This is a genomic window from Methylophaga nitratireducenticrescens (genome assembly GCF_000260985.4).
Taxonomy (GTDB): domain Bacteria; phylum Pseudomonadota; class Gammaproteobacteria; order Nitrosococcales; family Methylophagaceae; genus Methylophaga; species Methylophaga nitratireducenticrescens.
The window spans coordinates 2145801-2163044 of the sequence record NC_017857.3 but is presented as its reverse complement, the minus strand read 5'-3'; the positions used below and the strand labels follow the sequence as shown (position 1 = coordinate 2163044).

The following is a 17244-nucleotide window of genomic DNA, read 5'->3' as shown; positions in this document are numbered from 1 at the left end:
TTTAGTGGATTAAGATAATTTCCACTTGTCGGGGTGCCACTCTGAATTTTCAGAAATGGCTGAGATGAAACCCGTTGAACCTGAAGAGGCTAGAACCTCCGTAGGAAACAAGCCGGAATGCCGGTACGTCTGATTGTCTGACTGTAGCCGCCGTGTATCTCCATCACCTTGTTCGCGTAAGCGCAACGTCTTCATTTCCCCGACTTTTTTATTCAAAAAGGGGAAATCAGATGTCAGCAGCCAATCCAAAAGTCATTGATATTAAAGACCGTAGTGGCATTACTACCCAGCCGTTACCGGGTTCTGAAAAAATCTATATTACCGGCAGCCGTGACGATATCCGGGTGCCATTTCGTCAAATTTCTCTGACCGATACACCGAATCGTGATCCCAATCTTCCGGGTGAGCCAAATGCGCCAGTGATGGTGTATGACACCTCTGGTATTTACACCGATACCACTGAAACCATCGATCTGGAAAAAGGTTTAACGCCGATCCGTCAGCAATGGATTGAAGAACGCGATGATACCGAAGTGTTACCAGCTTTCAGTTCCAACTTTACCCGCGATCAGGATGGTCTGGAATTTGATATTCCACTGTTCACCAATCGTCGTCTGCCACGCAAAGCCAAGCCGGGCAAAAACGTCAGCCAGATGCACTATGCACGTCAGGGCATCATCACGCCCGAAATGGAATATATCGCCATTCGTGAAAGCATGGGGCGTGCTGCACTGCAAGCCAAAGGCGAATTGCCAGCCGATAAACCGAATCACATCACGCCGGAATTTGTCCGTAAAGAAGTCGCTGAAGGTCGGGCGATTATTCCAGCCAATGTCAATCACCCTGAGGCTGAGCCGATGATTATCGGTCGTAACTTTCTGGTCAAAATCAACGCCAATATTGGTAACTCTGCCACCACATCTTCGATTGAAGAAGAAGTCGAAAAAATGGTCTGGAGCACCCGTTGGGGTGGTGACACAGTAATGGATTTGTCGACTGGTAAACATATTCACCAGACCCGCGAATGGATTATTCGTAACTCACCAGTGCCAATCGGTACTGTGCCGTTGTATCAGGCATTGGAGAAAGTAAATGGCATTGCCGAAGATCTGACCTGGGAAGTGTTTCGCGACACCTTGATTGAACAGGCCGAGCAGGGCGTCAGTTACTTTACGATTCATGCCGGTATTCGTCTGGCACATATTCCACTGACGGTCAATCGCACCACTGGCATTGTCTCGCGTGGCGGTTCGATTATGGCGGCATGGTGTCTGGCGCATCACGAAGAAAGCTTTTTGTACACGCACTTTGAAGATATCTGCGAAATCATGAAAGCCTACGATGTGTCGTTCTCGCTGGGTGATGGTTTGCGTCCGGGTTCACAGGCTGATGCCAATGATGAAGCCCAGTTTGCCGAGCTGCGTACTCTGGGTGAATTAACCCATATTGCCTGGAAACATGATGTGCAGGTAATGATTGAAGGACCGGGCCATGTGCCAATGCACAAGATCAAGGAAAATATGGATCTGCAATTGGAAGTCTGCCACGAAGCGCCTTTCTATACCTTAGGACCATTGGTCACCGATATTGCACCGGGATATGACCATATTACCTCGGGCATTGGTGCGGCGATGATTGGCTGGTTTGGTACGGCGATGCTGTGTTACGTGACGCCTAAAGAACATCTGGGTTTGCCGAATAAAGATGACGTTAAAGTTGGCATCATTACTTACAAAATTGCAGCCCATGCCGCCGATTTGGCGAAAGGTCATCCTGGAGCACATGAACGTGATGATGCGATTTCCAAAGCACGTTTTGAATTCCGTTGGGAAGATCAATTTAACCTCGGGTTAGATCCGGATACTGCACGAGCTTTCCATGATGAAACCCTGCCGCAACCCAAAGCCAAAGTGGCACATTTCTGTTCCATGTGTGGGCCGAAATTCTGCTCAATGAAGATTTCACATGATGTGAAAGAAGCCTTTGCCGAGAAGTCAGAAGAGTTTAAGGCCGGCGGCAGCAAAATTTATCACCAAATTTGAGGAAAATAAGAGATGAGTCATTATCTGGTAATTGGAAGTGGTCTGGTTGGACGGCTGACTGCCTGGCGTTTACTTCAAGCCGGCCATGAAGTAGCAATTTTATCCAAGGATGATCGTGAAGGTCGTGATAGTGCCGGTTATGTCGCTGCAGGTATGGTTTCACCTTCGAGTGAAGCGGTTGGTTCTGAAGCGTTGGTTAAAACAATTGGACAGCGATCATATGAGTTATGGCCGCGCTGGTTAAAGGATTTACCAGAGCCGGTGTTTTATCAAGAAACGGGTACTTTAGTGGTCGCCTATGCGGGAGATCAGGCTGAAATGTCACGCTTCCGGCGAAGAGCGGATCATGTTCTCGGTGCTTCTGAATATATTGCTTTGGATCATGATGGCATATCACAACGTGAGCCTGAGCTTGCAGACACATTTGACCAGGCAATCTTGTTCGAGCAGGAAGCCGGTCTGAATAACAGACAGTTTTATCGTCACATCACCGCTTTATTGGAAAAAAACTGTGAGTGGTATCAATGTGAAGCGATTGAACAGCTTACTAAGAAAAATATCGACAGTTTATGCCAACGCTATTTTGGTAAACCGGCAGATCATTTTGATGCCGTGATTGACTGCCGTGGTAATGGTGCACGAGCTGATTTGAAACAACTGCGAAGTGTACGTGGTGAAGTGATACGAGTGCATGCACCAGAGGTTAATCTCAAACATACCGTTCGGTTAATGCATCCCCGTTATCCCTTTTATATCGCTCCCCGAGCTGATCATGAATATATTCTCGGGGCGACAATGATTGAAAGCGATGATATGTCCCCTGTCAGCTTGCGTAGTGGTCTGGAATTGATGTCAGCGTTATATAGCTTGCATAAAGGCTTCGCCGAAGCACGAATTCTGGAAATGTCTGTTCATTGTCGTCCCGGATTACCCAATAATCTGCCGACTATCAAGCAGACCGAATGGGGTTATCACATCAACGGCTTATACCGCCATGGTTATTTGTTCGGGCCCGCCTTGGTTGATGATCTGCTTACTTTGTTGGCTGGCAATAAACAGCAAGTTCATTTCGGGGCATTGTATGGCGTCTGAACAGCTACAGATTCAGTTTAACGGCGAATCTGTTGCGATTGACAACAATCAAACGATCGCCGCTTTTCTGCAACAACAAAAAATGGCCAACAGTCGTTTTGTTGTGCTGCTCAATGATGAAATTGTGCCCAAGTCTTATTGGGCTGAGCGGAAAATTAATCCGGGTGACCAAGTTAATATTATTTCACCCATTAGTGGAGGTTAAAATGCAAGCATCAAGTTGGCAAGTATATGGCCAGGAACTTTCAAGCCGATTATTGATTGGTACGGCTTTGTATCCGTCACCACACGTTATGATAGATGCGATTCGTGCCTCGAATGCTGACGTTATTACAGTATCGTTGCGTCGACAAACGCTCTCGCAGTCAAAAAATGGTGAACAGTTCTGGCATCTGATAGAAGCGTTGAACCGGCATTTACTGCCTAATACGGCGGGCTGTTATAGCGTTAAAGAGGCTGTTCAAACTGCTCATATGGCTAGAGAGCTGTTTCAAACAGACTGGATTAAACTGGAAGTGCTGGGCGACAGTTTTAATCTGCAACCTGATCCGTTTGCCTTGCTGGAAGCCACTAAAATTCTGATTGCCGATGGTTTTAAGGTATTTCCCTATTGCACCGATGATTTGGTGCTCTGTCAGAAACTGGCTGATGCTGGCTGTGAAGTATTAATGCCCTGGGGCGCGCCGATTGGCACAGGTCAAGGATTGCTCAATCCCTATGCCTTGAGAACATTAAGAGAACGCCTGCCAGAAATCACCTTACTGGTTGATGCTGGCATCGGCAAACCTTCTGATGCTGTGCAGGCGATGGAACTCGGTTATGACGGCATTCTGTTAAATACCGCCGTGGCCGAAGCGCTGGAACCGGTGTTAATGGCCGAAGCCTTTAAACAATCCATCAATGCCGGACGTCTGGCGTATGAAGCGGGCATTATGCCAAAGCGTGATTCTGCCAAGCCCAGTACACCGATTCTGGATCAACCTATCTGGCAGCAACATGGCTGAGCAAATACCGCAAACTGCAATCTTATTAATTGGTGGACTGGATCCACAAGGCTGTGCTGGGCTGACGGCGGATATTCAAACTGTCAGCCATCATGGTTTTCATCCGGTGCCATTGATGACCTGTGTGACCGAACAGACCCAAACTGGTATGCGGGCGCTAAATCCATTATCTGCTGAGAAATTTCTCAAGCAATACGAAAGCTGTATTGCTGACTTTGAAATTGCAGCAATCAAAATCGGTTTGATTCCAAATCTTGAGATCGCCGAGGCGATTGAACGGATTCTGACAATTCATGATGTGCCGGTGGTGATGGATCCAGTGATGGCTGCAACAAGTGGTGGAGAACAGGCTGCACCTGAAGTAATGGATTTTGTTCGCAATTCAGTGTTACCGAAGATCACTTTGCTGACGCCAAACCTGCCAGAGATGCAGTATATCTCAGCGAATTCAGCTTGGTCAGTGGAGAAGCAGGTTCGTCAGTTGATTGAGGATGGTTTATCTGCCTGCCTGGTCAAAGGTGGCCATGGTGATCAAAGCTTTGTATCAGATTATTTTGCCAATGCGTTTAGTCAATTTTATTGTTATCAGCCACGACTGAATAAAAATGTTCGCGGTACCGGTTGTGTGCTGGCATCGAGTCTGGCGTGTTATCTGGCCCAGGGCGAAGATATCCGTGATGCGGTGATTTTATCGCGTAGTTATATTAATCGCGGGATTCGAGAATCACAGTCACTGGGCCCTTATCAGTTGTTTTCCCACCAACGGCAACCCTTTGAGCTTCGCGACATCCCCAGGCTGAGTTACACCCCGGATCTGATTGGTAAAAGCTTCAGTTTTCCGGATTGTCCGCATCGATTGGGAATCTATCCGGTGGTCGATAGTGCGGATTGGGTTAATCGTTTATTAACCATTGGCATCAAAACCCTCCAATTACGTTTAAAACAATCAGATAACGCTTTTCTCAATGCAGAAATTGCCAGCGCAGTGGATATCTCGAATCAATATAGTGATATTCAGTTTTTTGTGAATGATCACTGGCGTATGGCGATCGATAATGGCGCTTACGGTGTGCATCTGGGGCAGGAAGATTTGCATGATGCTGATTTGCTGGAAATTGAACAGGCCGGGTTGCGGCTGGGGATTTCAACCCATTCATATTGGGAACTGGCCAGAGCGTTAGCGGTGAACCCCAGTTATATTGCTTTAGGTCCCATTTTCGAAACAGACAGCAAACAGATGCCGTGGCAGCCACAAGGCTTTGATCGCTTAGCAGAATGGATACGTTTATTACATGGGCATACGCCATTAGTGGCGATTGGTGGCATTGATCTGCCGCGTGCCACAGCGTTACATAAAACCGGTGTGGGTTCAGTGGCAATGATCTCGGCGATTACCAAAGCCGCTGATTATCAACAAGTCACCCATGATTTACTGACTTTATGGCGTGATTCAGCGAATTAAACGTAATTCCGTGCGGCGATTTTGGGCGCGACCCTCTGGTGTTTTGTTGCTTGCAATAGGTTTGTTATCACGATAAGAATGCGTTTCGATAATGGCTTCGTCGATTTCAGCCTGTTCTATCAGAAAGTTTTTCACCACTTGCGCCCGTTTATCTGACAGCTCGGTATTCAGTTCTCGGCGACCAAAGCTGTCGGTGTGTGATTCGATAATGATTCGCGAGATACTTTCATCCACTTTAAGGTACTCAGCCAACCGTTTCATCCGTTGGGAGGCACTATTGTCGAGGATAGCTTTTTCCGATTCAAAATAGACACTGAATTGCTGTAAATCATTAAAGCTATCAGGATGCATTTTGTCTGAACATTCCTGAAACTCACGCATGGCGGGCAGGAATTGCACATTAGTCAGAATTACACTGACCGGTTGAACACTGCTTTGCGAGGCATACTTTAGTTGAACAAACTGACCTTGCTGCAAGGCTGCCAGGGCTTTTCTCGCTGCATTGCCTTCTACGATAAACTCGCGTTGTCCATAAGTTACTGGCAGAGTCATTAACTTTTGGCTGACCTGGTCGAATTGCCAGGGCGTATTAATGATCATCAATTCAGCAGTGTTCTGGGAAGCACGGTGATCTGCAGTGGATATTGAAAGTTGAAGCGGCTCACCATTTTCGCGGTGAAAAACGGTTTTACCAAAGTCAGTGATATCATGACTTATCGCGCAGGAAAGCGGGGATGCTTCAGTTTGCCATGTTGCTTCGTGCACAGCAGATTGATAGACCGTGTCAGCGACAACGGGAGAGGCAAATAATAAAAACAGTAAAAACTTCATCAGTATTGGATTACGCTGTGTACGTTAACGTCAGTCAGTAAAGAACGGCCATTCAGTCCTGTAATTTCCATCAGGAATGCACAGCCAACCACATTACCACCCAGTAATTGGATTAATTCACAACTGGCCTTGGCCGTGCCACCGGTGGCCAGTACATCATCAACAATTAAAATATTGTCATTTTCAGCCAGCGCATCGGCATGAATTTCAAGGCTGGTTTCACCATATTCCAATTGGTATTCGACCTTATGGGTCGTGTGAGGAAGTTTGCCGGGTTTGCGCAGCGGAATGAATCCGACCTCTAGCATTGAGGCGGCGAGTGAGCCAAAAATAAAGCCCCGTGCTTCCATACCAGCGACGGCAGTTACATTGGAATTTTGATAGGGTGCAATCAGCAATTCAACGGCCTGACGCAGTAAGACAGGGGATTGCATTAATGGTGTGATGTCTTTGAATAAAATACCGGGTTCGGGAAAATCTGCGATATCGCGGATCTTGTTTTTTATCTCGTCCATCTGACGCCTAAATTATTTGAGAAGGGATGGTCACCACCAGTATTATAACGACACCAATTACAAGATCTGTAATGCAATTTCCCAGAAATCTTCAGGAGTACAACATTTCGTGATTCACAGATGGCAGAGAGTGCTGGTTTTCGTTCTGTTCAGTTTATTGACCGGTTGTTTTGGCTTTGGTGGTGGAGATAAAGAAGCTGACGATATGCAACCGCGGTTTTATATTGTTGATGTCGATCGAGGTAATGTTGCTGCGCAGTTTGCCCAGAACAGGGTTTTGCGTATTAAACCCATTCGTATAGCACCCCATTATCGTACCGAGAATATTGTGTTTCGTATTGGCGACAATGAATATCAACCACAGGCGGGGCATTTGTTACTCACCGATCCGCAAGTGATGTTTACTTCCCAATTACAACGCTGGTTATCCAAGAGTGGTTTATTCAGCGATGTCATTACCGATGATTCTCAACCAGCGGATTTGGTACTGGAAGCGGCAGTCACCAAACTTTATGGTGATGAGCGCGCTGAGTATCCGCCGCAGGCTGTTTTAGAAATGCAGTTTTTCATGAGCCCTGGCGATGCTGATCGCAGCAAGATGCTGTTTCAAACCGGTTTTCGTGTTGATGCATCGATTGATGAAACAACCCCGCAAACCGTTGTAACTGGCTGGCAAAATGCGTTGGAAGAAATTCTCGCGACGTTGGAGCAGGATTTGAGCGATTATTTTGATAAAGCTGGTACACCCTAGCAGTATCTTATAAACGTGCAGGAAATCGCTCAGAGTGGTAGGATTACTCCTTTGTGATGGTTAGCATCTGTTCGGGTTTTGGCAGCTGAAATTTTTGTCTGAAACTTCAACAAGCTAGGCTTGCTTTTGTTCATTTTGGAAGAATATTAAATGTCTGAGATTGCTCTGGAACTGGACTCGATCAGTATCGAAGATGAAATGAAACAGTCCTACCTCGATTACGCCATGAGCGTTATCGTAGGACGCGCCTTACCGGATGTCCGGGACGGCCTGAAACCTGTTCACCGTCGTGTTTTATATGCCATGCGTGAATTAGGAAACAGCTGGAACAGCCCATACAAAAAATCTGCTCGTATCGTCGGTGACGTTATCGGTAAATATCATCCGCATGGTGATACTGCTGTTTACGACACGATGGTTCGTATGGCTCAGCCGTTCTCGATGCGTTATATGCTGGTTGATGGTCAGGGTAACTTTGGTTCAGTCGATGGTGATCCACCTGCCGCGATGCGTTATACCGAAGTGCGTATGGCGAAAATCGCCCACGAAATGCTGGCCGATCTGGACAAGGAAACGGTTGATTTCATCCCTAACTATGATGAATCCGAATCCGAGCCAGCTGTTTTACCCACTAAATTCCCAGCGTTATTGGTCAATGGTTCTTCGGGTATTGCTGTGGGTATGGCGACCAATATTCCGCCACATAATCTGACTGAAATCCTGAATGCCTGTATTGCGATTATTGATGATCCGAGTGTTACTACTCGTGAGTTGATGGAATTTGTTCCGGGCCCGGACTTTCCGACAGCCGGTATTATCAATGGTGCCAACGGCATTGCCGAAGCCTATGAAACCGGCCGTGGCCGTGTTTATATGCGTGCTCGCGCCGAAATCGAAACCAATGAAGCCACTGGTCAGCAAAGTATTATCGTCCACGAGCTTCCATATCAGGTGAACAAAGCCCGTTTACTGGAAAAAATCGCCGAACTGGTCAAAGAGAAAAAAATCGAAGGTATTTCTGCACTGCGTGATGAATCTGATAAAGATGGCATGCGCATGGTAGTGGTCATCAAACGTGGTGATGTGCCAGAAGTTATTCTGAATAACCTGTATCAGCAAACCCAGTTACAAACGGTGTTTGGTATCAATATGGTGGCGATCGTAGATGGTCAGCCACGCACGTTGGGCCTGAAACCGATACTTGAAGCCTTTATTCGTCATCGCCGTGAGGTAGTGACCCGTCGTTCGATTTATGAACTGCGTAAAGCCCGTGACCGTGCCCATATTTTGGAAGGCCTGGCCACTGCACTGGCGAACATTGATGAAGTTATTGAGCTGATTAAAGCTTCGCCAAGCCCTTCTGAAGCCAGAGAAGCTTTATTATCGCAAGGCTGGCGCAGCGAAATGATTCTGGAAATGCTTGGCGCTGCTGGTGCCCAGGCTTCACGTCCGGAAGATTTGGCCGCTGAATTTGGCCTGGTGGAAGGTCAATATTATTTATCGCCGGTTCAGGCTCAGGCTATCCTGGATATGCGTCTGCATAGACTGACTGGTCTGGAACAAGACAAAATCCTGCAGGAATACCGTGAGGTCCTTGATCAAATCCGTGACTTGCTGGCTATTTTGAGTGATCCAGACAATCTGATGGCTGTTATCCGTCAGGAATTAGTAGCGATTAATGATGAGTATGGTGATAACCGTCGTACCGAAATTCTGGATACACATCTGGATCTGACATTGGAAGATCTGATCACCGAAGAAGAAATGGTGGTCACCTTATCGCATGCCGGTTATGCCAAAACACAGCAATTGGATACCTATCAGGCCCAACGCCGTGGCGGTAAGGGTAAAGCAGCCACTTCAATGAAAGATGAAGATTTCATTGAACATCTGTTTATTGCCAATACGCATGACACTTTATTGTGTTTCTCCAGTACCGGTAAGGTTTACTGGAAAAAAGTTTATGAATTACCACAAGGTGGTCGTACCGCCCGTGGTAAACCGATTGTGAACTTGCTGCCACTGGAAGAAAATGAACGCATCAATGCGGTATTGCCAATCCGTGAATTTGAAGCCGATAAATTTATCTTTATGGCGACTGCCAGCGGCACGGTCAAGAAAACCCCATTAGTCGATTATTCTCGTCCACGCGCCAACGGTATTATTGCGGTCGATCTGAAAGATGATGACAAACTGGTTGGTGTGGCATTAACGGATGGTGAGTCTGATGTCATGCTGTTTAGCAGCAACGGTAAAGTTATTCGTTTCCCTGAAACCGATGTTCGCTCAATGGGCCGTGTATCCCGTGGTGTTCGTGGTATGCGGCTGGCGGATGGTGAGCAGATTATTTCGTTGATTATTGCGCAGCAGGAAGGTGCCATTCTGACCGCAACTGAGTTCGGTTACGGTAAACGCACCAACCTGGAAGAATACCGTGTACAAGGTCGTGGTGGTCAGGGCATTATTTCAATCCAGACTTCTGCCCGTAATGGTCAGGTGGTCGGTGCCGTACAAGTCTGTGACGAAGATCAGATCATGTTGATTACCAATGGCGGTACGCTGGTTCGTACACCTGTTAAACATGTTTCTCTGGTAGGACGTAATACTCAGGGCGTACGTCTGATTAATCTCAGTAATGAAGAAAAACTGGTGGGTCTGGAACGCGTTATTGAAGACGAAGATCAAGATATTGAAGATCTGCCACACACTGATGATTTAACGGAAGAATAAGCACTTTGAGAGCCTATAACTTTAGTGCCGGCCCAGCGATGTTGCCGGACGATGTAATGCTGACTGCTCAACAGGAAATGCTGGACTGGCATGGTACCGGTATGTCGGTGATGGAAATGAGTCACCGAGGTCCGGAATATACCTCGATTGCTGAACAGGCTGAAGCCGACTTACGTGAATTAATGGGTATTTCGGATGATTATGCCGTGCTGTTCTTACAGGGTGGTGCCTCCAGCCAGTTTTCGATGATTCCGATGAACCTGCTGAATGGCAAAACACATGCGGATTACTTTAATACCGGCGCTTGGTCGGAAAAAGCCATTACAGAAGCCGGTCGTTACACCAAAGTAAATGTGGTGGCTGATGCCAAACCATCACATTATCGGACCATACCGGATAAGGTTGAATGGCAGTTATCTGATAATGCGGCCTATGTGCATTACACGCCAAATGAAACGATTCACGGAATCGAGTTTGCTAACATTCCTGAAGTAGGGGATACCCCATTAATTGCGGATATGTCGTCAACCATTCTGTCGCGTCCGGTTGATGTGAATCGTTTTGGGTTGATTTACGCTGGTGCTCAAAAAAATATTGGGCCGGCAGGACTGTGTATTGTTATTGTGCGTAAAGATTTGATTGGTAAAACCTTGCCGGGAACACCTGTGATGTTTGACTACAAAATTCATGCGGACAATGGCTCAATGTATAACACCCCCGCTACTTACAGCTGGTACCTTGCTGGTTTAGTGTTTCAATGGCTGAAACAGAAGGGTGGTTTACAGGGCATGGCTGAAATCAATCAGCGAAAAGCCGCTAAACTTTATGCCACGATTGATGGCAGTGATTTTTATGCCAATCCGGTTGATATACGCTATCGGTCATGGATGAATATTCCGTTTACACTGGCAAACAGCGATCTGGATAAACAGTTTCTGGCGGATGCAGCCAAAGAAGGCTTACTCACACTTAAGGGGCATCGTGATTTGGGCGGAATGCGTGCCAGTATTTACAATGCCATGCCTGAAGCCGGGGTTGATAAACTAATCGGGTTTATGTCTGAATTTGAGCGCAGGTTTGGTTAAACATGTCCGAGAAAAAAGCTCTTCAAGCCGTTCGTGAACAGATTGATAAAGTCGATAAGCAACTTCAGGATTTATTAAACGAACGTACGGCATTAGCCCATCAGGTTGCAGAAATAAAACAGCAATCCGGTGAACAAGCAGATTTTTATCGCCCTGAACGTGAAGCGATGATTTTGCGCCAAGTGATGGCTCGTAATAACGGGCCGTTATCCGATCTGGAAATGGCCAGATTATTTCGTGAAATCATGTCGGCCTGTCTGGCCGCCGAAAAACCATTACAGGTTGCCTATCTTGGCCCTGAAGGTTCGTTTACCCAAGCCGCTTCATTGAAACATTTTGGTGGTTCAGTACAACTGCACTCTATGGCAACCATTGCCGATGTTTTTCATGCGGTTGAAACAGGTCAGGCATGTTACGGTGTTGTTCCTGTGGAAAATTCTACTGAAGGCATGGTTAACCATACGCTGGATAGATTTGTCAGCTCTTCGTTAAAAATTAACGGTGAAGTAACTATACGCATTCATCATTATTTGCTGAGTAAAAGCGCCGATTTATCACAAATTAAAACGGTTTATGCTCATCCTCAGGCCTTGGCACAATGCAGACATTGGTTAACTGAAAACTTGCCTAACAGTGTGCAGATTCCTGTAAACAGTAATTCTGAAGCTGCAAAACTGGTTGCTGAAAACGGCTTGGATTGTGCGGCAATTGCCGGTAATCGGGCAGCAGAAATTTATGGCTTGTCAGTATTAGCAAATAACATTGAAGATGAAGTCGGCAATACGACGCGGTTTCTGGTGATTGGTACCCAATTAGTCGAGCCTTCCGGCGAAGACAAAACCGCATTATTGGTGTCTACAAAAAATAAACCAGGCGCATTACAAAACTTACTGAAGCCTTTGGCTGACAAAGGAATAAGTATGAGCCGGATTGAATCCCGACCATCACGTAAAGGTATTTGGGAATACGTGTTTTTTATTGATATTGAAGGTCATTGTCAGGATCCGACGGTTGCCAGCGCATTACAGGAACTGGAGTCGGAATCTTCTGTTTTCCGCGTTTTAGGTTCTTATCCAAAGGCAGTTTTATAAATGACCAAACTGGTATTAGCCAATCCACGAGGTTTTTGTGCTGGTGTGGATCGCGCCATTGAGATTGTAGAGCGTGCTCTGGAGTTGTTCGGGGCGCCGATCTATGTTCGTCATGAAGTTGTGCATAATCGTACCGTGGTCGAAGACTTACGCAATAAAGGCGCTATTTTCATTGAAGAATTAGCCGATGTGCCAGATAACAGCACATTAATCTTTAGTGCGCATGGTGTTTCCAAAGCCGTGCAGGAAGAGGGCAAACAACGTGGCCTGAAAGTATTTGATGCAACATGTCCGTTAGTGACTAAGGTGCATCTCGAAGTAGCCAAACATGAAAAAGTTGCCCGTGAATGTATTCTGATTGGCCATGCCGGCCATCCGGAAGTGGAAGGCACAATGGGGCAATATACTGCTGATCCGACAGCGATGCATTTGGTCGAATCACCTGAAGATGTTGCCAAACTACAGGTGAATGAGCCCAATAATCTGTCATTTGTCACCCAAACCACATTATCTGTGGATGATACCAAGTTGGTTATTGATGCATTGCGTGAACGTTTTCCTAACATCATTGGGCCCGGAAAAGATGATATTTGTTATGCCACACAGAATCGTCAGGACGCAGTAAAACGGCTGGCCGAAAATTGTGATCTGGTGTTGGTCGTAGGCTCGGTCAATAGTTCAAATTCCAATCGACTCAAAGAGTTGGCGACCAAACTTGGTACGGAGGCTTATCTTATTGATAATGCCGATGAAATTGATGCGAGTTGGTTGGTCAATAAAAAACAAATCGGTTTGACTGCCGGGGCCTCAGCACCGGAATCATTAGTACAGGCAGTGGTGAATAAACTCAAAATGCTGGGTGTGGAAGCCGTTACTGAAGATAAAGGTCAGATTGAAAACATTGCTTTTTCATTACCAAAAGCACTTAAAGTGGATATTTCCAGCCTCAGAAAATCAACGTAAGGACAATTATGCCCTTTCTGCCGGTATTCCTGTGGACCGACATTCTGATTTTTCTTCTGCTAGCTGTTATTACTGCCGGCATATTCTATCTTCGTAGTAAACCGCATTTACGTTCACCCTGGATCATGGTGATGCAGCGTAAACGGGGTGTTATCTCCATTATTATTCTGCTCAGTTATGTGACCATTGGGTTTTTGGATTCATTACATTTTCGAACTGCACTTGAATCGGAAAACCCGGCCCAGCAACATTATTCAACCGAAGTGCTGAGTGTGCTTGACTTGATGGTTACGCCGATTCGTACCCAGGTTGAAAAAACCTATTCCGCCCCGTTTGCCACACATTTATTTGTCAAAGAAATGCAGATTATTTCGGGAGGGCAACTGGAATACAGTTATCCAAAACTGAAATATTCTGCACAGCATCTGCAGTCTGAAACGGAGAAGTGGACAGACATCACTTCAAGCGTGGCAGGCAGTACAGCAGCTGCGGTTGTGTTAACACTGCTGATCATGGCCTGTTACATCTTTTATCGGAAAACACGTTACAAGAGAGATATTTTTGCAGAGCTGAAACGAATAATACGCGGCGATTCGGATTACCCGATACGTACCTTTTATCTGATGATTTTTTTGCTTAGCTGGCTGAGTATTGCGTTAATTGTTTTAAGCCAGAATTATCATGTGTTTGGAACCGATAAGGTTGGCCAGAGCGTGCTTTATCAGGCATTGAAAAGTATCAGAACCGGTCTGGCTATAGGTACCTTGACGACCTTGATAATGTTGCCACTGGCGATTTTTCTCGGTATCAGCGCCGGCTATTTCAAAGGCTGGATTGATGATGTTATCCAGTATATTTACACCACATTGAACTCCATTCCTGGCGTGTTATTAATTGCGGCAGCTGTATTGATGCTGCAGGTTTATATCAATAACCATCCTGAAAATTTTGCCACCGTGGCCGAGCGAGCCGATCTGCGGTTACTGTTTCTCTGTCTGATTCTTGGTGTCACCAGCTGGACAGGTTTATGTCGAATTCTGCGCGGTGAAACCTTGAAACTGCGTGAAGCTGAATATGTACTGGCTGCGAGGTCGTTGGGTGTCAGTGGTTTCAATATCCTGCATCGACATATTCTGCCAAATCTTATGCATATTGTGCTGATTACCGTGGTACTGGATTTCAGTGGTCTGGTACTGGCTGAAGCTGTGCTGTCATATGTCGGGGTAGGTGTTGATCCTTCCATGATTAGCTGGGGCAATATGATTAACAGTGCCAGACTGGAAATGGCCAGAGAACCGGTGGTCTGGTGGTCGTTAACTGCTGCATTTATATCAATGTTTATACTGGTACTGGCAGCCAATCTGTTTGCTGATGTGGTACGCGATGCCTTTGACCCACGAATGCAGAAAGCACGATGAACTCACCAGCCTTATTAGAAGTTACTGGCCTTAAAACCTGGTTTGATAGCAAAGAACAGCCATATAAAGCGGTTGATGGTATTGATTTTCGTATTCATCAGGGCGAAACCTTCGCCTTATTAGGTGAGTCAGGCTGTGGTAAATCCATCAGTGCATTATCTTTGATGCGGCTAAATCCCTATCCCGCCAGCCGCATTGTGGCAGGTGAAGTCAAGTTAGATGGAGAGGATCTGCTTAAACTTTCTGAAGCGAACATGGAATCCGTTCGGGGCAGACGTGTTGCGATGATTTTTCAGGAGCCGCAAAGCTCGTTGAATCCGGTTTTAACAATTGGTCAACAAATAGGTGAAACGCTACGATGGCATTTCAAACTCTCTTCACAAGAAGTGCAGCAGAGAAGCCTGAAATTACTGGATTCGGTAGGAATTCCAGACCCATTACGCCGTTTGAAAGATTATCCGCATCAATTATCCGGTGGGATGAAACAACGCGTAATGATTGCGATGGCGCTGGCTGGTGAACCCGAATTATTGATCGCTGATGAGCCAACGACAGCATTAGATGTAACAATTCAGGCACAGATCCTGGATTTACTTAAACAAATCCAGCGGGATACCGGTATGGCGATTTTGCTAATCACTCATGATCTCGGTGTGGCAGCACAGATGGCCGATCAGATTGCTGTTATGTATGCCGGACAAATCGTTGAACAGGCGGACAGGCAGACCTTCTTTGCCAATCCTCAGCATCCCTATGCACAGAAACTATTTGAAGCTTTACCCAGTGAGCAGAAACGTGAACAACGGCTGACGGTAATCAAAGGCAATGTACCGCCATTGAATCAGCATTTTGTTGGCTGCCGTTTTGCTGATCGATGTGATCATGCCTGGGAGCATTGTCAGCAACATGAACCAAGGTGGATTGAGGCCAATCAAGCCGGGGTTCGATGTCACTTATATGATTCCGCTGTGGTTTCATCAAAAATCGAGACAATTAAACCATTACATGCCTCTCATCTGTCTGATGTGGTTCCTTCGCAGGTGCATGCGCTTGATGTCAGAGGATTGAAAGTGCATTTTCCAATTCGTAAAGGCATCCTGCAACGTCAGGTCGGTCAGGTTAAAGCTGTGGATGGGGTTAATCTCAGCATACATAATGCTGAGACACTGGCGTTAGTCGGGGAGTCCGGTTGTGGCAAAACCACGGTAGGAAAAGGCATTCTGCAACTGGTTAGAGTGACTGCAGGTGAAGTGCGTTTTCAGGGGAAAGTGTTAAACCGACTCTCGCAACGTGAATTAAAACCCTATCGTGGTGAGCTGCAGATCATTTTTCAGGATCCGTTTTCCTCAATGAACCCGCGGATGACCGTTGAGCAGATTATTGAAGAGGCGATCAGTGCTACTGAGCTTCGAAAAGATCCAAAGGCCAAGTCCAAGCATATAGATTCTTTACTGGAAAGAGTTGGGTTAAGGGCAGATATTCGACACCGCTATCCGCATGAGTTTTCCGGCGGGCAACGCCAACGGATATGTATTGCCCGGGCTTTGGCGACGGAGCCTGAATTGATTATCTGTGATGAACCAACCAGCGCGCTGGATGTATCTGTTCAGGCACAGATCCTGAATTTACTGCGCGATATTCAGCATGAATTTGGCCTGTCATTTCTGTTTATTACCCATAATATCGGGGTCGTAGACTATCTGGCGCATCGCGTAGCAGTGATGTATCTGGGTAGAATAGTGGAGCAGGGCAGTCGCCAACAGGTACTGGATTCGCCCAAACATCCTTATACGCAGGCTTTATTGGCGGCGGTTCCAGAGATTGGTAAGCAGACCATGCAGGTTACGGTAAAAGGCGAATTGCCTTCACCTGCCAACCCTCCTGTGGGATGCCACTTTCATCAGCGCTGCCCACAGGTCATGCCCATTTGCCATGAGCACTATCCGCCAACTAGCGTGTTGGAAAACGGGCATCAGGTTAATTGTTTTTTATATGAAGAGAATGAAGATGGACAAACAGACACAAACTGAACTTGAAGCTGCCGCTTTTCGCAGATTAGTTGCGCACTTACAGGAACGAAAAGATGTGCAGAATATTGATTTGATGAACCTGGCTGGATTTTGCCGAAACTGCCTGTCCAAATGGTATCTGGCTGCCGCAGAAGAACACGGTGTGGAAATGGATTATGATGCAGCCCGCGAGCATGTATACGGAATGTCTTATGACGAATGGAAAGAGAAATATCAGAAATAAAATTAGA

General features: G+C 46.3%; 15 protein-coding genes and 1 riboswitch. Of the genes, 13 read left to right on the top strand and 2 right to left on the bottom strand.

The window, feature by feature from the left end:
- Nucleotides 1-19: 19 nt before the first annotated feature.
- A riboswitch (TPP riboswitch) is annotated at nt 20-124 on the top strand.
- 106 nt (nt 125-230) lie between these two features.
- From thiC to thiE, 5 genes are read left to right on the top strand one after another with little or no spacing between them, the layout of a single operon-like run.
- Nucleotides 231-2042, top strand: a complete 1812-nt coding sequence (gene thiC / locus Q7A_RS10255; RefSeq protein ID WP_014707288.1) for a phosphomethylpyrimidine synthase ThiC — start codon at nt 231-233, stop codon at nt 2040-2042.
- A 12-nt stretch (nt 2043-2054) separates the two neighbouring features.
- Nucleotides 2055-3134, top strand: a complete 1080-nt coding sequence (locus Q7A_RS10250; protein ID WP_014707287.1) for an FAD-dependent oxidoreductase — start codon at nt 2055-2057, stop codon at nt 3132-3134.
- Nucleotides 3124-3339, top strand: a complete 216-nt coding sequence (thiS, locus tag Q7A_RS10245) for a sulfur carrier protein ThiS (protein WP_014707286.1) — start codon at nt 3124-3126, stop codon at nt 3337-3339. The genes Q7A_RS10250 and thiS overlap by 11 nt, the downstream gene beginning before the upstream one ends.
- Nucleotide 3340: 1 nt before the next feature.
- Nucleotides 3341-4138 (top strand): thiazole synthase, encoded by a 798-nt coding sequence (locus tag Q7A_RS10240; protein WP_014707285.1) that lies wholly within the window; start codon nt 3341-3343, stop codon nt 4136-4138.
- Nucleotides 4131-5600, top strand: a complete 1470-nt coding sequence (thiE, locus tag Q7A_RS10235; RefSeq protein ID WP_014707284.1) for a thiamine phosphate synthase — start codon at nt 4131-4133, stop codon at nt 5598-5600. The genes Q7A_RS10240 and thiE overlap by 8 nt, the downstream gene beginning before the upstream one ends.
- Here thiE and Q7A_RS10230 read toward each other — a convergent pair.
- Nucleotides 5589-6431, bottom strand: a complete 843-nt coding sequence (locus tag Q7A_RS10230) for a MotY family protein (RefSeq protein ID WP_014707283.1) — start codon at nt 6429-6431, stop codon at nt 5589-5591. The two genes, thiE and Q7A_RS10230, sit on opposite strands and share 12 nt — an antisense overlap.
- Nucleotides 6431-6946 (bottom strand): adenine phosphoribosyltransferase, encoded by a 516-nt coding sequence (locus Q7A_RS10225; protein WP_014707282.1) that lies wholly within the window; start codon nt 6944-6946, stop codon nt 6431-6433. Before Q7A_RS10225 ends, Q7A_RS10230 begins: the two co-directional genes overlap by 1 nt.
- A gap of 109 nt (nt 6947-7055) precedes the next feature.
- Here Q7A_RS10225 and Q7A_RS10220 point away from each other — a divergent pair, with 109 nt between their 5' ends.
- From Q7A_RS10220 to Q7A_RS10185, 8 genes are all read left to right on the top strand, one after another.
- Nucleotides 7056-7697 carry an ABC-type transport auxiliary lipoprotein family protein gene (locus Q7A_RS10220; protein ID WP_014707281.1) on the top strand — a complete coding sequence of 214 codons (642 nt, stop codon included), beginning with the start codon at nt 7056-7058 and terminating at the stop codon, nt 7695-7697.
- A gap of 150 nt (nt 7698-7847) precedes the next feature.
- Entirely contained in the window at nt 7848-10427 is a 2580-nt protein-coding gene (gene gyrA, locus Q7A_RS10215; protein ID WP_014707280.1) for a DNA gyrase subunit A, read from the top strand.
- A gap of 5 nt (nt 10428-10432) precedes the next feature.
- Nucleotides 10433-11512 (top strand): 3-phosphoserine/phosphohydroxythreonine transaminase, encoded by a 1080-nt coding sequence (gene serC, locus Q7A_RS10210; RefSeq protein ID WP_014707279.1) that lies wholly within the window; start codon nt 10433-10435, stop codon nt 11510-11512.
- Nucleotides 11513-11514: 2 nt separating this feature from the next.
- Nucleotides 11515-12603, top strand: coding sequence for a prephenate dehydratase (gene pheA / locus Q7A_RS10205; RefSeq protein ID WP_014707278.1), 1089 nt, complete (start codon nt 11515-11517; stop codon nt 12601-12603).
- Entirely contained in the window at nt 12604-13566 is a 963-nt protein-coding gene (ispH, locus tag Q7A_RS10200; RefSeq protein WP_014707277.1) for a 4-hydroxy-3-methylbut-2-enyl diphosphate reductase, read from the top strand.
- A gap of 8 nt (nt 13567-13574) precedes the next feature.
- A complete protein-coding gene (locus Q7A_RS10195; protein ID WP_014707276.1) occupies nt 13575-14984 on the top strand; it encodes an ABC transporter permease in 1410 nt (469 codons plus the stop codon).
- Complete coding sequence (locus tag Q7A_RS10190) at nt 14981-17014, top strand: ABC transporter ATP-binding protein (protein WP_014707275.1); 2034 nt, start codon at nt 14981-14983, stop codon at nt 17012-17014. Before Q7A_RS10195 ends, Q7A_RS10190 begins: the two co-directional genes overlap by 4 nt.
- On the top strand, nt 16992-17237 hold the full coding sequence (locus Q7A_RS10185) for a DUF1244 domain-containing protein (protein WP_014707274.1): 246 nt from the start codon (nt 16992-16994) through the stop codon (nt 17235-17237). Before Q7A_RS10190 ends, Q7A_RS10185 begins: the two co-directional genes overlap by 23 nt.
- Nucleotides 17238-17244 lie beyond the last annotated feature (7 nt).

Coding starts and splice junctions, on each gene's coding strand:
- thiC (WP_014707288.1), top strand. CDS start 231: ATGTCAGCAGCCAATCCAAAAGTCATTGATATTAAAGACCGTAGTGGC.
- Q7A_RS10250 (WP_014707287.1), top strand. CDS start 2,055: ATGAGTCATTATCTGGTAATTGGAAGTGGTCTGGTTGGACGGCTGACT.
- thiS (WP_014707286.1), top strand. CDS start 3,124: ATGGCGTCTGAACAGCTACAGATTCAGTTTAACGGCGAATCTGTTGCG.
- Q7A_RS10240 (WP_014707285.1), top strand. CDS start 3,341: ATGCAAGCATCAAGTTGGCAAGTATATGGCCAGGAACTTTCAAGCCGA.
- thiE (WP_014707284.1), top strand. CDS start 4,131: ATGGCTGAGCAAATACCGCAAACTGCAATCTTATTAATTGGTGGACTG.
- Q7A_RS10230 (WP_014707283.1), bottom strand. CDS start 6,431: ATGAAGTTTTTACTGTTTTTATTATTTGCCTCTCCCGTTGTCGCTGAC.
- Q7A_RS10225 (WP_014707282.1), bottom strand. CDS start 6,946: ATGGACGAGATAAAAAACAAGATCCGCGATATCGCAGATTTTCCCGAA.
- gyrA (WP_014707280.1), top strand. CDS start 7,848: ATGTCTGAGATTGCTCTGGAACTGGACTCGATCAGTATCGAAGATGAA.
- pheA (WP_014707278.1), top strand. CDS start 11,515: ATGTCCGAGAAAAAAGCTCTTCAAGCCGTTCGTGAACAGATTGATAAA.
- ispH (WP_014707277.1), top strand. CDS start 12,604: ATGACCAAACTGGTATTAGCCAATCCACGAGGTTTTTGTGCTGGTGTG.
- Q7A_RS10195 (WP_014707276.1), top strand. CDS start 13,575: ATGCCCTTTCTGCCGGTATTCCTGTGGACCGACATTCTGATTTTTCTT.
- Q7A_RS10190 (WP_014707275.1), top strand. CDS start 14,981: ATGAACTCACCAGCCTTATTAGAAGTTACTGGCCTTAAAACCTGGTTT.
- Q7A_RS10185 (WP_014707274.1), top strand. CDS start 16,992: ATGGACAAACAGACACAAACTGAACTTGAAGCTGCCGCTTTTCGCAGA.